A 15,181-nucleotide genomic window follows, 5' to 3' on the forward strand; every position below is an offset into this window, starting at 1 on the left:
GTCCAAGCCACCTCTCAGAGCCTCAAAGGTGCCGCGTTGCATCCTGCTTTTGGTGAAGAACCCGGATCACGTCCAGGTGCCGGTCCTGGTCCCGGAAATAGACCACATGCGACCCCACGAACGCTTTCAGGTATCCTTTCCGGGCCTCGACAGGTTGCCCTCTGCGGTTCCCCGAGGCGAGCTCCTCGAAAGCTCCCATGATGCTGCGCAGATAGGCATCTGCCTGCGCCGCGTTCCACCGCTCGAAGGTGTACAACCAGATGCCCTCAAGATCCTGTTCGGCCAGCGGAGAGAGCCTGTAGGGCTTACCCGTCATTCCGGGCCGCATGGGTCCGGTTCATCCGGGCAAGGAATGCTTCGCTGTCGAAGGGTCTAGGCTCCCCCGACGCCTCCCCCGCGATCAGCGCATCCCGCAGCGCCTTCACCCGCGCCTCATGCTCCTCCAAGAGCCTTAGCCCCGCCCGCACGACATCGCTTGCAGAACCGTAGCGGCCTGCCTGAACTTGCTCGGCTATGAAGCCCGTGAAGTGTTCGCCAAGCGTGACGGAGGTATTGCGGGGCATCCTTCTGAGGTCTCCTGCGTCGGTACTCTGGCGAGGTTATACCAATATGTATTAGGGGGCAACTTTTGGTAGGCGACAGGTCAGGGGGTGCCTGATCCGAGATCCGCCTGAGGTGGTCAGAGGTCTCTCCCGTCCTCCTCTTCACCTATCCAGATCTCTAGGGAGAACGGAGAGAACAGGAGGCCAGCCCAAAGCCGCGCACATAGTTCCATCATTCCCGCCCCCTTTGCCCCGCCACCATTCGATTGCCACAGGCTGATACAGCACAGCCGGCCCCGCAAGATGCTGAGGGATGTTGAAGAGCCGCGCCTAGGCCGTTGCCCCTGTCTGGCGCCCGCAAGTTGGCAGCTTGAGCCCGACACCAGCACCGCGCCGCACCCCGTAGGAGAGCCTAGGATGAGGCCAAAGGGGGAGCGTGGGGCGCATGAAGGGTCCTGCGGGGGCGGTGGAGGGGTCAGGAAGACGGGCGAAAGTTCATCACAGAAACGTGATGATAGCAATGTGGCGCCCTGTAGGGCACACGGCAAAGCCGTTACTTCATATGCTTAGACGTAGCACCGTCCGCACTCCTCGCCCTATAGGGTAATAAATCATTAATTATCAAAAACTTAATAGTTTACAACGCCGCCGGCGCCAGCTTTTTTCACCTGGGACACACCAGGAGATTAGGGCGTGTTGACAAAAGGGATTCACCGGGCGCGGTGATCGTGATTCAGATGCTGTCCCACGGAGTGGTGTAGCTGGCGCTGATCGTCACCGTTAGGTTCGGCGCTGGCCTGCTTGATCAGGATGCCGCTGCGGGCAGGCTGATGACGGGATCATCGCCCATTGACGCGATGGTTTCCAGCGTCATGTAGCGGGTGCGCTGAACGGTCCATTCATCGTTCTGTTCGAGGAGCAGAGCCCCGACGAGGCGGACGATGGCGTCGTCATTCGGGAATATTCCGACGACGTCGGTGCGGCGCTTGATCTCGCCGTTCAGCCTTTCGATCGGGTTGGTCGAGTGCAGCTTGGCCCGGTGTTCCTTGGGGAAGGACATGTAGGCCAGGACGTCATGCTCCGCGTCATCCATGAGGGTGGCCAGCTTCGGCACCTTGGGCCTGATCTGGTCGGCCACGGCGCGCCACTGGGTGCTGGCGGCCTTGGCGGTGTCTTGGGCGAAGGCGGTGGCGATGAAGGCCGAGACGACGCGCCGCCCGCTCTTCCCGGCATGCGCCAGGGCATTGCGCTGGAAGTGGACGCGACAGCGCTGCCAGGTGGCGCTGAGCACCTTCGAGACCGCGGCCTTGATGCCTTCGTGGGCATCGCTGATGACGAGCTTCACCCCGCGCAGTCCGCGGCGGGTCAGCTTGCGAAGGAACTCCGTCCAGATCGGCTCGGCCTCGGATGTGCCGATCTCGAGACCAAGAACCTCGCGCCGCCCATCGGTGTTGACGCCGATGGCGATGATGACGGCGACCGAGACGATCCGCCCGCCTCGACGGACCTTGAGGTAGGTGGCGTCGATCCAGAGATAGGGCCAGTCACCTTCGAGGGGGCGGTTCAGAAACGCCTTCACCTTGCCGTCGATCTCTTCGCAGAGCCGCGAGACTTGGCTCTTGCTGATCCCCGACATGCCCATGGCCTTGACCAGATCGTCCACGGACCGCGTCGAGATACCCTGAACGTAGGCCTCCTGGATGACCGCCGTTAGCGCCTTCTCGGCCATCCGCCGGGGCTCGAGAAAGCCCGGAAAGTAGCTGCCCTTCCGAAGCTTCGGAATACGCAGTTCGACCGTCCCGGCGCGCGTCTCCCAGTCCCTGTCGCGGTAGCCGTTGCGCTGCGCCCGCCGTGCAGGGTCCTTCTCGCCATAGGCCGCGCCCGTCACAGCGCCGACCTCCAGCTCCATCAGCCGTTCGGCCGCAAAGCCGATCATCTCGCGCAGCAGGTCCGCATCAGGGGCCTTCTCCACAAGGTCGCGGAAGTTCATCATGTCGGTGGTCATCGGTGGTCCTCTCGGTTCTGGGTTGGCGTAAGCAACCAGACCTTAACCGAACATCGCCGGTGACCACCTCACCCAGAACCTACACCACGCTCAGGGACAGCATCGTGATTCAAGCTGGTATCTGCAATGGAGACCAGCGTGGCACGAAACCTGATGTCGAACGACGAGTGGGCGTTCTTTGAACGCTTCATCCTGGCTGTCCGTTCTCCGAACGGCCGCAAGCCCACGAACCATCGGCTTGTTCTGGATGGGATTTTCTGGATCGCCCGAACGGGGTCGCCCTGGCGCGACCTGCCGGAAGAGTTCGGCAAATGGTCGTCTGTCTATCGGCAGTTCCGGCGCTGGACGTTGGCGGGGCTGTGGGAACAGATCCTGGAGGCGCTGAACGAGAGCCGGATCGTGCCGGATGCGCTGCAGATGATCGACAGCACCGTGGTTCGCGCTCATCATCAGGCAGCGGGCGCAAAAGGGGGACTCCGCGCCAAGGTTTCGGCCGCTCGCGAGGTGGCTTCACGACCAAGATCCATCTGCGGGTCAATGCGGCAGGCCTGCCCATGAGAACCGAGATCACGGCCGGGCAGACATCGGACTACCTCGGCTTCGATCTGGTCATGGCTGACAACCTGCCCGAGCCAAGCGTTCTGCTCGCAGACCGCGGCTACGACTCCGACAACATCCGCAAGACCATGGAGGTGCGCGACGTGGTGCCGGTCATCCCCATGCGCAAAACCCGGAAGCTACGGGTCGCCGTTGACCGCAGGCTCTACCGCCTGCGCAATCTCGTTGAGCGGTGCTTCAACAAGCTCAACAATGCCCGTCGCGTCGCCACCCGCTACGACAAGACCGCCGAAAGCTTCCTGGGCTTCATCGACATCACGTCGATCCGCCTCTGGCTCCGCCATTTGTCAACATGACCTAAAAATGGATACTCAGCCTGTCACGCTGCCGCGCCTCTTCGAGCAAGCCCCCCGTCAAGACCTAGCAGCCCAGCTATGCCGTGCCCTTGGTCACATTGCGCAAGCACAACGCGCGGTTCTTCTTGGGCTTCCTCCAGAGGATGCTGATATTCAAATGCCACTGGCATGGGCCTTGGAACTTTTAGCGGCCGCCAAAGCTGAGCCGGCGACCTGTCTCCGTTCCTGAGCGTAGCGGTGAGTACAAGGTGGCGAAACTTTCTGGTCAGTACAATTGACCTATTTTCTGGCGGCGGATTGTGGTGCCAAACTGCGCCGCAGCCCTGCAATTACTGAAAATTGAGAGTGTAACAACAATTGTCAGACGCAGCGGATTATATATCTGCTGTCTCGATTGAAATTATTTAAGAAAACAAGCCCTCAGGGACCAAAGGCAACCGAGACGGGCGAAAGTGCGTGGTTTTCGCATTAACTTTCAGCGGTTTGCGTCAAAAAACCAAAGACCAAAATTGGGACCGATCGCGCCATAACACACTGACAAATAACAGCTTTATCTCTTGCCTCGCAAAATGCGATGCCCCATCTTCCCCCTATCAGCGCCACAGACGGTCGGATGACCGGGGGGAGAGAACCCGAGATGGGTAGACCCGAGGCCGGAATGAGCGCCGCGTAAGCGGAACCAGCTCACACGGGAGTCATGCGCAACCGGGAGGACCAGCCCTCTTCCCGGATCGAGAAAGCATGTCGCGGAGTCACGTTTCCGCGCCCTGCAAGCAACATAATCACCCAAGGAGAACACCTGTGACCAGCCAATACGTCTCGCCTTATTCGCCCGACAACCCGCACCCCGCCGCCTGATCCCACCCCAACCACACCATAAGGAACCCCTATGTCAAACTTCAATGAAGCCCCCGCGTCCCGCAATGCGGACCTTCAAGCCCTCGAACAGCAGCTTTCAAAGGCTCTTGGCAAGGAGAAGGCCCCGCCCCCTTCCGCTTCCACCGCTTCGGGCTCCGTCGCCCGCTCCCTTGAGATCACCGTCAAGGACGGCAAGGAGACCTTGATTGACCGCACCAAGCCTCTGGGCGGCAACACGGCCACCGCCGTCTCCCCTACGCGCCCCGGTCATGTGAAGATCGAAGGTCAAGGCGAGTTTCCCATCAAGGCCGCAATCGCCGCCGGCCTTCTGCCCGAAGGCTGGACGCCCGAACGGGGTTTTGAACAGCCCGCCGGGAAGCAAGCCGGGAACCTCGCGGGCCAGCAGAACGCCACCCGGAGCGACACCGAAGAGGCCCCGGAAGAGGACCCGGACGTGACCCCTGCCATGAAGGCGGCGGTGGACGCGGCGGGCAAGATCCTCGTCCAGGTGGACCAAATCCACGGCGCCGATGTTACCGACAGGTACCTGAGCGAGGCCGCGACCACGGGAGAAATCCCAACGGAGGGTCTGCCCGAAGGGGTCTCTGCCGATGCCGCCCAGCAGATCTATGCGGGCTTCGTCGCGCAATGCGAGGCCACCCTGTCCGAGGTCGGGGCCAGCGTCGCCTTGCTTGAGGAGATGCTTGACGACGACCACCTCAGGGCCGCCCGGCAGGCCACCATACGGCACGATGCGGGCACCCTGAGGGAGATCGGCCAGCTTGCCTCTCAGCGGCTTGCTCGGTTGCCCGAGAAGAACCCCGAGGCTTTCGCTGCGCTGGTCGCAGACATGGCCCCGGCGGAACGCGACTGCCTGCACCATGAGAACGGCCGCTGGACTGTCCGCATCCCCGGCAAACCGGAAATGTCCTTCGCGGCGGCGGTCAAGCAACGCCTCGTCCGCTTCTGATCGCATCGGGCGCAGCCTAAGCGCCCTTCTCAGGCCCACCTAAGGGCCGCCCCTCCACACACCTACCGGCACCCTCTCCCAGCCCGCCAGCGACTCGCTCCGGGCCTCGGGAGGGGCTTGCCCGGTGAACTTCAAGGAAACCATGAAGAATGAACACAGACCACGATACCACCCCCGCGCCTCCTCTTACGACCAGCCGCGCCCGCTGCGCCCGAGCCTGGGAAATGGTCCAGACCCAGCCCACGGGAAGCCAACGCTATGCCCATACGGCGGACCAGATCGCCGGGGCCTGTGGCATCAGCCGCCGCACCGTGGACACCATGCGCGAATTCGACCGCACCCTTAGGAGCCGGGGAGAGCGGCCCTCGGGCGACTGGCAGAAGGACCGCAGGCGAGCCATGCGCCGGGCGGAGGTGCGGAAATGAAAGCGCCCAGCCGCAACAACAAGGGCGCCCTTCGCAAATTCAGCCGGGAGGCCCGTGAGGAGCTTGAACGGGTCACAGCAGAGTCCGACAGGCGCCTTGCCCGCGTCAACGGGAAACCCAGCGGCGCCCGGCTGAGGGTCCTGATGAGCCGGGAGGGGGTGCAGCGATGAGCAACATCGTCCCTTTCCGGCCGCAGATCCGTCCTGTCCTGGCGCCACCCACCATGTCCAGCCGGGAAATTGCGGAACTGGTGGAGAAGCGCCATGATAACGTCAAGCGTACCATTGAAACGCTGGTAGAGCGCGGCGTGTTTGAATTCCCTCAGATTGAGGAAATCCCCACAGCGACCAAGCCGACAACGGTCTATCACCTCGACAAGCGTAGCAGCTTCATTGTGGTTGCCCAGCTATCGCCCGAGTTCACCGCCCGCGTGGTGGACAGGTGGCAAGAGCTAGAGGAGGAGAAGAAGGCCGGCACGTTGGCGCTGCCCGACTTCACCAATCCGGCCGAAGCCGCGAGGGCCTGGGCCGATCAGGTGGAGGCCGTCCAACTTCTCGAAAGGGAACAGCAGGAAAACCGCGCATTGCTGGCGGCACAGGCTCCCACCGTCGAGGCTCATAAGATCCTTGCGGCTACCCCCGGTTCGCTCAGCCTGACAGAGGCGGCTAAGTGTCTTGGCGCCGCGCCCCGGAAGTTCACCGACTGGTTGCGCCGCTCCGGGTGGATCTATCGCTCCCGGGGTCGAAGCGAACGCTGGGTCCCTCATGCGGACAAAGTGACCGCCGGTCTTATGGAAGACGTTCCGCGTTCCGTAGGCCCGTCCCTTGGTGGATTCGTCACGGCACAGGCCCGCGTCACCGCGAAAGGCATCACGAAACTTGCCGAACGGTTGGCAAAGCAACGCGGGAAATCGGCATGAGCGCCGCCCGCAAGACATATCCCCTCCGCATCCTTCGCCGCCCCCGTCCGACACCTTCACAGTCTCCCGAGGAACCCGGAAAGTGAACCATACCGCTCATCTCTACTCTCTTCCCGTGCTCTTGGCCGAGGCGGGACATGCCCCCGAACAGGGCTCCCGGTATTTCCTGGGCATCAGCGGCACGGCTCATCAACTGCCCCAGCCTTCCGAGGAACCCCCCGCCCGCCTTCATGTCCACGTTGCGGGGCACCTTGCCGAGCACGGTTTGGGCGGCGGATGGGCCGCTGTCGTTGCCGGCGTTGCCTATCGCCAGCCGTTGCCTTGCGAGGACCTCAGGGGCGCCGGGTGGGCCGCAACGGAAGCGGGACCGGGCCAGATAGAGACCCTCTGTGGTCCTGTCCTGGTGTGGCGGGGCTTCGACCCCGATGCCCGCACTCTCGACCGGCTGGACGCCCTGGCCCTCCTGGCGGCTCTCTCGGGGCTCGCTGAGGCTGCACCAAAGGTGCCCGTTGCGGTGAACCTGTTCCGAGGACCTCAGGGGATCGACATGGGCGGCCGGCTGAGGGAATGGCGGCGGGCCGGCTGGATCGGGGAACGCTGGACCAAGATCCCGAACGTGGACCTGTGGCAACCCATAGACCTCCACGCCCAGACGCTTGGGGTCTCTTGGTGGCCTCGGGCGTCGGAACGGCCGGGGGTTTGGCAGGAGATCGCCGCAGCGCTTGCGGAGAGGGAGGCGCTATGAGCCGCCACATGCCCCAGCCCGTTGACGAGTTCCTTCTTATGGGCACCACGCGGGAACCCTTCGCCAAGCCCCGGAAGGAGCCCCACAGGCTGCGCAAGCGATTGCTTCACGCGGTCATGCAGGCGGATTGCCTGAGTTCGCTAAGGGAGCGTGAAAGGTGGTCCTTGCGGGATGACGGGGGACGGTAGCGAGGGGGTCACGTTTCAACGCCGATCCCTGCCGCTCTCCCTCAGCCGAAATCTTCACAGCAACAGCAACACAAACCCTCCTGCCCCAGAGCGTCGGGGCGGGACGGATCACGACAACCTAAGGACAGCGGCCCGAGCCGCCGTCGCAACGCCATTACATGAGAGGAAAACACATGGCGGGTATATTCAACACCGGCAAACAGATCCAGGACCCGGCCCCGGTACGCCTGACCGTCGCCCCTGTGGCCCAGACAGCAGCGCTGCGCCCCGTTCAGAAGCAAGCCGGGTCCAATGCGAGAGCTCTGGCGGATGCGCTTGGGAGCCTGAATGGTGCCCTGACGCGGTACGTGGAAACCGACAGGGCAATCGAGGAAGACCCCAACAGCCGCTCCTATCGGGAGTGGTTCGCCAAGCGGCAACTCATGTCCCAGGAGGAGCTCATCTCCGAAATGGAGAATAACGGCCCGAACATGAGCAACATCCAACGGGATGCCGTTGAAGTCCTGCTTGCGGATAAAGCCGTCACGGACGGACGGGCCGCCCTGACAGAACACTTCAATACCGGATTTGACTATCAAAAAGGCAATGCCGCTGAGGATGCCGAGCGCATTCAGGCTGAAATCTCGGAGAGGCTTCCGAGCGATGTTGCCAAGGCCGCGTTCTACAAGAACATGGCCGGCTTCAAACAGGCTTGGGTAGACAAGGCGAATGAGGTCAAAATCGCGGACATCAAGCAGCAAGTCGCTTCGGCTATTGTTGACGGCTTCCGCAACACCATTGACGCAGCCCAGGCTGAAGGCAAAAGCGGCGTGGAGGTCGCAGGGCTTCTGTTCGAGGCTTCGGCCGGTAACAGGACGTTTCGGGGGCTGAGCGGACAGGAACAGAACGAGACCCTTTTGGGGATTGCTGAGGAAGTCGCCCAACGCGGGGACGTGGACCTCCTAGACGCCATCTTGAACGGGGAGCGCAAGGCGGCCGGAGGGGAGGCCCTCCCGTCCCTCGCAAAGATCCCCGGCAACTCCTCCAAGGCCGCCCGCTTGATGGACATTGCCCGGTCCCGCCAAACGGAGAAGATCGAGCGGGAGAGCTACCCCACCTACCTCGGCCTGAACCAGAAGGTGACGGAAGGCTCTCTGACGGACGCCGATGTGCAACCATTGATCGCAAACGGGACCCTCACGGCCAAGGCGGCTGCGGCGCACGTCAAGCAGTCCGACGCGAACCGCGCCCAGATCCAGGCCGCCGAAGCGAAGAAGCAACAGAAGCTCGCCTATGCCCAGGCCCACGAGCGCCAGAGGGCCGAGGTGCTGGCGTCTGCCGCACATCAGCTGGAGACCTACGCCGGGGTGACGAACATCCAGGACGTGGAGGTCATCAGCAAGACCGGAGAGGGAACCCAGAAGATCACCAAGAAGGAGATCATGGACGCCGCCATCGGCCGCAAGGAGCAAGAGCTTCAGGACAAGCGGGCGAAGCTGATCCAAGGGGGCGCTTCGGAGGACGACGCGGACCTGGTCGTGAACCGCGACAGGGCCACCTACTATGCCGCAAACGGGCTGGATAACACCACCTGGGATATGCAGTTCAACAACATTGCCGGCATGGTCGGGATTGACGCCCTCGCCAAGGGTGGAGCTCCTGCCAAGCAGGTGACGGACATTGCCGAGCTCTATCTTCAGGTCCGCGCTGTGAGCCCTGCCTACGCGGAGGGGACGGTGAAGAACGCCAGGGCGCGGGAGTTCTTCGAGGTCTACGATGTGGGGCGGAATGTCTCCCGACTGCCTCCCGAACAGGCCGCCCTTTCCGCCGCTTCCTGGGTTGCCAAGCCCGAGACAGAGAAGGCCCGCGACCGCATCAATAACGAGGAACGGGAGGAGATTGTTGCCCAGTCCCCCGGGGCGGCTGGTTCAGCAGCCTTGACGATGAACGTGCAAACCAGATCCTTGTGCGCGGCAGGGTCGAACAGCTTGCCCGCATGGGGCACCCTGCCGGCGTCATCCGGCAACGCACCGAGGGCTGGCTCAAGTCCTCCACATTGGACGTGAACGGGGTCCTTGTCGAAACCAAGGGCCGCACCCCGGCCGACTTCAAGGAGGTGGCGGAGAAGTATCTTAGCGACCTTCAAAACAGGAACGCCAAGGAATGGGGCCTTGAAGATGAGGCGGATGGGGATCTCTTCCTTGTCCCCACCCCATCCGGGGGGCGCTGGTTCATCTGGTCCAAGACGATGGACACGCCGCTTGGTACTCTGGGCAACGAGCAACTCGCGGAAGTCCGCCAGAAGTTCCAGCAGGAGAAGACGCAGGGGGCTGTAGAGGTCACCCGGAAGGCTGATGCCAAGCGGGCCGAACGGGGGCGTAGGTACAAGGCTGAACAGGATCAAGCCGCGCAACTGCGCAGGGAGACCCAAGAGGCGCTGGACCAGAGGTTTGGTCAAGAGTGACGCAACAGGCCCCGCTTCGGCGGGGTCTACTGCTTCGACACAGGACATAGCTTCAACCCTTTATAGTTTTAACAAATGAACAAGAGCCTCTCTCAGAGCCTCTTGACCTTGAGGAGGGAATCACCAAATCGTGAATCAGTTACCTTTCTGAGTGGGGACGGCGTGGACTACCATTATACGCTTTTTATAGATGAAGCAGGGGATGATAAGTTGGATCGCCTCCGCCCGAAGGACTCAGGGGGTAACTCGGAGTGGCTGTGCCTAGGAGGCTATTTAGGGCGTGTTGACAAAAGGGATTCACCGGGCGCGGTGATCGTGATTCAAGCTGGTATCTGCAATGGAGACCAGCGTGGCACGAAACCTGATGTCGAACGACGAGTGGGCGTTCTTTGAACGCTTCATCCTGGCTGTCCGTTCTCCGAACGGCCGCAAGCCCACGAACCATCGGCTTGTTCTGGATGGGATTTTCTGGATCGCCCGAACGGGGTCGCCCTGGCGCGACCTGCCGGAAGAGTTCGGCAAATGGTCGTCTGTCTATCGGCAGTTCCGGCGCTGGACGTTGGCGGGGCTGTGGGAACAGATCCTGGAGGCGCTGAACGAGAGCCGGATCGTGCCGGATGCGCTGCAGATGATCGACAGCACCGTGGTTCGCGCTCATCATCAGGCAGCGGGCGCAAAGATGCTGTCCCTGAGCGTGGTGTAGGTTCTGGGTGAGGTGGTCACCGGCGATGTTCGGTTAAGGTCTGGTTGCTTACGCCAACCCAGAACCGAGAGGACCACCGATGACCACCGACATGATGAACTTCCGCGACCTTGTGGAGAAGGCCCCTGATGCGGACCTGCTGCGCGAGATGATCGGCTTTGCGGCCGAACGGCTGATGGAGCTGGAGGTCGGCGCTGTGACGGGCGCGGCCTATGGCGAGAAGGACCCTGCACGGCGGGCGCAGCGCAACGGCTACCGCGACAGGGACTGGGAGACGCGCGCCGGGACGGTCGAACTGCGTATTCCGAAGCTTCGGAAGGGCAGCTACTTTCCGGGCTTTCTCGAGCCCCGGCGGATGGCCGAGAAGGCGCTAACGGCGGTCATCCAGGAGGCCTACGTTCAGGGTATCTCGACGCGGTCCGTGGACGATCTGGTCAAGGCCATGGGCATGTCGGGGATCAGCAAGAGCCAAGTCTCGCGGCTCTGCGAAGAGATCGACGGCAAGGTGAAGGCGTTTCTGAACCGCCCCCTCGAAGGTGACTGGCCCTATCTCTGGATCGACGCCACCTACCTCAAGGTCCGTCGAGGCGGGCGGATCGTCTCGGTCGCCGTCATCATCGCCATCGGCGTCAACACCGATGGGCGGCGCGAGGTTCTTGGTCTCGAGATCGGCACATCCGAGGCCGAGCCGATCTGGACGGAGTTCCTTCGCAAGCTGACCCGCCGCGGACTGCGCGGGGTGAAGCTCGTCATCAGCGATGCCCACGAAGGCATCAAGGCCGCGGTCTCGAAGGTGCTCAGCGCCACCTGGCAGCGCTGTCGCGTCCACTTCCAGCGCAATGCCCTGGCGCATGCCGGGAAGAGCGGGCGGCGCGTCGTCTCGGCCTTCATCGCCACCGCCTTCGCCCAAGACACCGCCAAGGCCGCCAGCACCCAGTGGCGCGCCGTGGCCGACCAGATCAGGCCCAAGGTGCCGAAGCTGGCCACCCTCATGGATGACGCGGAGCATGACGTCCTGGCCTACATGTCCTTCCCCAAGGAACACCGGGCCAAGCTGCACTCGACCAACCCGATCGAAAGGCTGAACGGCGAGATCAAGCGCCGCACCGACGTCGTCGGAATATTCCCGAATGACGACGCCATCGTCCGCCTCGTCGGGGCTCTGCTCCTCGAACAGAACGATGAATGGACCGTTCAGCGCACCCGCTACATGACGCTGGAAACCATCGCGTCAATGGGCGATGATCCCGTCATCAGCCTGCCCGCAGCGGCATCCTGATCAAGCAGGCCAGCGCCGAACCTAACGGTGACGATCAGCGCCAGCTACACCACTCCGTGGGACAGCATCGGCGCAAAAGGGGGACTCCGCGCCAAGGTTTCGGCCGCTCGCGAGGTGGCTTCACGACCAAGATCCATCTGCGGGTCAATGCGGCAGGCCTGCCCATGAGAACCGAGATCACGGCCGGGCAGACATCGGACTACCTCGGCTTCGATCTGGTCATGGCTGACAACCTGCCCGAGCCAAGCGTTCTGCTCGCAGACCGCGGCTACGACTCCGACAACATCCGCAAGACCATGGAGGTGCGCGACGTGGTGCCGGTCATCCCCATGCGCAAAACCCGGAAGCTACGGGTCGCCGTTGACCGCAGGCTCTACCGCCTGCGCAATCTCGTTGAGCGGTGCTTCAACAAGCTCAACAATGCCCGTCGCGTCGCCACCCGCTACGACAAGACCGCCGAAAGCTTCCTGGGCTTCATCGACATCACGTCGATCCGCCTCTGGCTCCGCCATTTGTCAACATGACCTAGATATATTTATGACCCCTTCAGGCTTCCTGAAGGTAACTGTAAACACTTTCAGATCCGACGAGGGCTCAACGTATCCATATGCCTTTTTTAGGCTCTGGACACAACTAACGTAAGCTTTAGCTACGGCCTCATTTGCCGTGACAATATTGAAATATGAGCTACCCTGGCTTATTGCCGTACTGTTCGCTGCATTGCAGTACTCCTCGCGCCTAGTCGAATAATTCTCTTCCGTAGTTTTTCCACCAAATGAGCCGTCAAAATAATCCGGGATACTTATACCGATGTCACTGCTGCTCGAAGATGCGCCTTGAAATGTCGAATATTTGCTTTGACATACAATGGTTCGCATCTTCGAGAGAGTGTAGGATGCCCCCATTACTTGGCTTCGATCGTATACACCGTCTTTTAATAAAGGCTCGCAAAATCCTTCTTGCGCTTTCGCTGTTAAAACATGAGAAAAGAGCGCGAGCCCCGCGAGAGCCGCAAGGCAAATCTTAGGGAACATGATGTTTACCTCGCAACGAAAGCCTTAAGAAGGATGTTGTGACAGGGTAACGATTCTGTCAATGCCCAAAAGAAAGGGGCCTCAGAAGACCGCTCCCATTTTAACTTTGGTCTGTATTTGCGTTACCCTTCGACCTATTCTGACTATATTCCGTTATTATGCAAAAATTTCATAACAATGTGACAAGGACGGTGAGACGCAGCAAGGCGACATTATAAATGAGGCAACCTAACAGCCTCGACACAAACCCGCATCTGCTCCCCTGACGACCTCGCTATGTACGCCGCGCGGGTCACGTTCTTCTTGTCGGGAACGCAGCCCTTCCCCCTCCTTACGCCCCTTGGTCCACCTCACACGCATTACTTACACACAGCCGTTGACATGGCGCAAAATTTACTTAATAAAAACAAAGCACAACAGCCTCGGGCGCCGAATTCAATCCTCTCTCACAGCACCATCCTATCCCGTTGATATGCTGGGAATATCCCGATTATTCGGGGATCTGGGCCACCTCACTTGTATACAGAGGTGGTATACATGGGCTTGCGCATGCCGACACTTGGAAGCATCCCGACTCGGGAACCTACTATCTGTTCGGGCGCATCCCCAAGCGGCTGATCGGTGCCGTCAAAGGCAAAGTGGTGGCGCTGCTGGTGGACGGCAAGCCCCACCCGGTCAAGCTGGGCACCCATGCCAAGCTGCCCCTACGGACCAAGGACATCGCCACGGCCAAGGAACGATACAGGACGCCTCAGCTGCCCTGCAAGAGCATCTGCGGGCGATCAGCAGACCGCCGAGGATGGGCCTGTGCGACTCACCCAGCGGCAGGCAGAGGCCATTGCGGGGGACTACTACCGGTTCCTGACCAGCCAGCACGGCAATGAACCCGGCAGCCCGAAGGAATGGGGACGCAGGGCTGGCAGCCGTTCAGGAACCCGACCCTGCCGGGCTGGACCGGATGCACGGCGAGGACGCCGACCGGTTGCTGATGGGCCGGGGGCTGGTGGTGGATGAGGAAAGCCGGGCCAAGCTGCTGCAATCCATGCACCGGGCCTTTGTCCAGTTCGGGGAACAGCAGGTTCGGCGAGGCTCGGGGGATTGGTCCCCGGATGCCAGGGCGGACAGGTTCCCGGCTTTCGAGGATGGGGCGACCGGCACAGCCAAGCCCAGCGCAGACGCCACCGGCCGACCCTGACCGGCCTGTTCGAGGCGTGGGAGAAGGATGCCAGGGCCAAGGGCGTTGCCGCCAAGACCATCCGGGACTTCCGGCAGAAGCTGGGAGACTTCACCGCCTTCGTCGGCCATGACCAGATCGGGGATATGACCCTGCAAGGCATCGTGACATGGACCGACCGCCTGGGGACGGCCTGAACCCCTTCATGGACGAGCGCAGCCGCACGGCGCGGCTGATGGTGGACTTGGTCGGCTCGGCGATGGAGCGCAAGGTCGATGCGCAGCTGCCGACTTGACAAGCCTTGCCAATCGCCGCACCGCCCGCTAGCCAATCGGGCAGCGCGGGCGTGGCGGAATGGTAGACGCATGGGACTTAAACTCCCTGGGGCGCAAGCCTGTGCGGGTTCGAGTCCCGCCGCCCGCACCAGCCATTCCGCAGATACCGACACGCCGGGACCGCAGGCAGCCATTCCCGGGGAATGGCCACCCGCGACCGCTGAGAAAGGGCAAGGAAAGGTGCACCGGTTCACCCTTCCTTTCACCCGGAACGCCCTCACCACCACGCTTGGGCCATCCGGGAGCTGCTGCCTTTCACGGCCAGAACTGCTTATCTCGGCGCGCGATTCGCCGCAAATATCAACCGCCCGCGTTTTTAAACAAATCTCCTTGGTTCACCCGCCGGGCTCGGCTAGGTTCGCGCCGAAATCGAACCCAGGAGAATGTCATGGCGCAGCGCCTGCACCTCGTCTTCGGCGGCGAGCTCGTCGATCCGGCCCGCACCGAATTCCGCGACACCAAGGACATCCATATCGTCGGCGTCTTCCCCGACTATGCCCAGGCCCATGCCGCCTGGAAGGCCGAGGCGCAGCGCACCGTCGACAGCGCCCATACGCGCTATTTCATCGCCCACCTGCACCGGCTGCGCGATGAGGAACGCGAGGTCAGTCCGACCGAGGAACTGGGTGCCTGAGGCCCGGGGCGCG

At 62.0% G+C, this 15,181-nt stretch carries 13 protein-coding genes, 1 tRNA gene and 2 pseudogenes; 13 read left to right on the forward strand and 3 right to left on the reverse strand.

Going from position 1 to position 15,181, the window contains the following annotated elements; translation table 11 throughout:
• Window positions 1-22: 22 nt before the first annotated feature.
• The 3 genes from PARN5_RS0102290 to PARN5_RS0102305 form a co-directional block, all read right to left on the reverse strand.
• A complete protein-coding gene (locus PARN5_RS0102290) occupies window positions 23-316 on the reverse strand; it encodes a type II toxin-antitoxin system RelE/ParE family toxin (RefSeq protein WP_017998185.1) in 294 nt (97 codons plus the stop codon).
• Window positions 306-563 (reverse strand): type II toxin-antitoxin system ParD family antitoxin, encoded by a 258-nt coding sequence (locus PARN5_RS0102295; RefSeq protein ID WP_017998186.1) that lies wholly within the window; start codon window positions 561-563, stop codon window positions 306-308. Before PARN5_RS0102295 ends, PARN5_RS0102290 begins: the two co-directional genes overlap by 11 nt.
• A gap of 784 nt (window positions 564-1,347) precedes the next feature.
• Window positions 1,348-2,547: an IS256 family transposase gene (locus PARN5_RS0102305; RefSeq protein WP_017998081.1), complete on the reverse strand. Its 1,200-nt coding sequence runs from the start codon at window positions 2,545-2,547 to the stop codon at window positions 1,348-1,350.
• Between the two features lie 153 nt (window positions 2,548-2,700).
• Here PARN5_RS0102305 and PARN5_RS23155 point away from each other — a divergent pair.
• The 13 genes and pseudogenes from PARN5_RS23155 to PARN5_RS0102385 all read left to right on the forward strand — a co-directional run bounded on the left by PARN5_RS23155 (window position 2,701) and on the right by PARN5_RS0102385 (window position 15,168).
• Window positions 2,701-3,461, forward strand: a pseudogene (locus PARN5_RS23155) (IS5 family transposase).
• A gap of 889 nt (window positions 3,462-4,350) precedes the next feature.
• Window positions 4,351-5,289, forward strand: a complete 939-nt coding sequence (locus PARN5_RS0102320) for a hypothetical protein (RefSeq protein ID WP_017998188.1) — start codon at window positions 4,351-4,353, stop codon at window positions 5,287-5,289.
• Between the two features lie 149 nt (window positions 5,290-5,438).
• Complete coding sequence (locus tag PARN5_RS0102325; RefSeq protein ID WP_017998189.1) at window positions 5,439-5,714, forward strand: hypothetical protein; 276 nt, start codon at window positions 5,439-5,441, stop codon at window positions 5,712-5,714.
• Window positions 5,715-5,880: 166 nt separating this feature from the next.
• Complete coding sequence (locus PARN5_RS0102330; RefSeq protein ID WP_017998190.1) at window positions 5,881-6,633, forward strand: phage antirepressor KilAC domain-containing protein; 753 nt, start codon at window positions 5,881-5,883, stop codon at window positions 6,631-6,633.
• A 1,106-nt stretch (window positions 6,634-7,739) separates the two neighbouring features.
• Complete coding sequence (locus PARN5_RS0102345; RefSeq protein WP_017998193.1) at window positions 7,740-9,611, forward strand: hypothetical protein; 1,872 nt, start codon at window positions 7,740-7,742, stop codon at window positions 9,609-9,611.
• The gene (locus PARN5_RS0102350; protein ID WP_017998194.1) at window positions 9,602-10,009 is read left to right on the forward strand and encodes a hypothetical protein; all 408 of its coding nucleotides are present in this window, start codon (window positions 9,602-9,604) and stop codon (window positions 10,007-10,009) included. The genes PARN5_RS0102345 and PARN5_RS0102350 overlap by 10 nt, the downstream gene beginning before the upstream one ends.
• Window positions 10,010-10,346: 337 nt before the next feature.
• Window positions 10,347-10,688, forward strand: a pseudogene (locus PARN5_RS0102355) (IS5-like element ISPme2 family transposase); the annotation flags it as partial.
• Window positions 10,689-10,791: 103 nt separating this feature from the next.
• Window positions 10,792-11,991: an IS256 family transposase gene (locus PARN5_RS0102360; RefSeq protein WP_017998081.1), complete on the forward strand. Its 1,200-nt coding sequence runs from the start codon at window positions 10,792-10,794 to the stop codon at window positions 11,989-11,991.
• A 56-nt stretch (window positions 11,992-12,047) separates the two neighbouring features.
• Entirely contained in the window at window positions 12,048-12,515 is a 468-nt protein-coding gene (locus PARN5_RS0102365; RefSeq protein ID WP_276269664.1) for an IS5 family transposase, read from the forward strand.
• Window positions 12,516-14,123: 1,608 nt separating this feature from the next.
• The gene (locus PARN5_RS23980) at window positions 14,124-14,396 is read left to right on the forward strand and encodes a hypothetical protein (RefSeq protein WP_157403904.1); all 273 of its coding nucleotides are present in this window, start codon (window positions 14,124-14,126) and stop codon (window positions 14,394-14,396) included.
• Entirely contained in the window at window positions 14,369-14,494 is a 126-nt protein-coding gene (locus PARN5_RS25055) for a hypothetical protein (protein WP_017998197.1), read from the forward strand. The genes PARN5_RS23980 and PARN5_RS25055 overlap by 28 nt, the downstream gene beginning before the upstream one ends.
• A gap of 45 nt (window positions 14,495-14,539) precedes the next feature.
• Window positions 14,540-14,625 (forward strand) — tRNA-Leu (locus PARN5_RS0102380).
• A gap of 297 nt (window positions 14,626-14,922) precedes the next feature.
• Window positions 14,923-15,168 carry a DUF4170 domain-containing protein gene (locus PARN5_RS0102385; RefSeq protein WP_017998198.1) on the forward strand — a complete coding sequence of 82 codons (246 nt, stop codon included), beginning with the start codon at window positions 14,923-14,925 and terminating at the stop codon, window positions 15,166-15,168.
• Window positions 15,169-15,181: the final 13 nt, after the last annotated feature.

This window comes from Paracoccus sp. N5 (genome assembly GCF_000371965.1).
Lineage (GTDB): Bacteria > Pseudomonadota > Alphaproteobacteria > Rhodobacterales > Rhodobacteraceae > Paracoccus.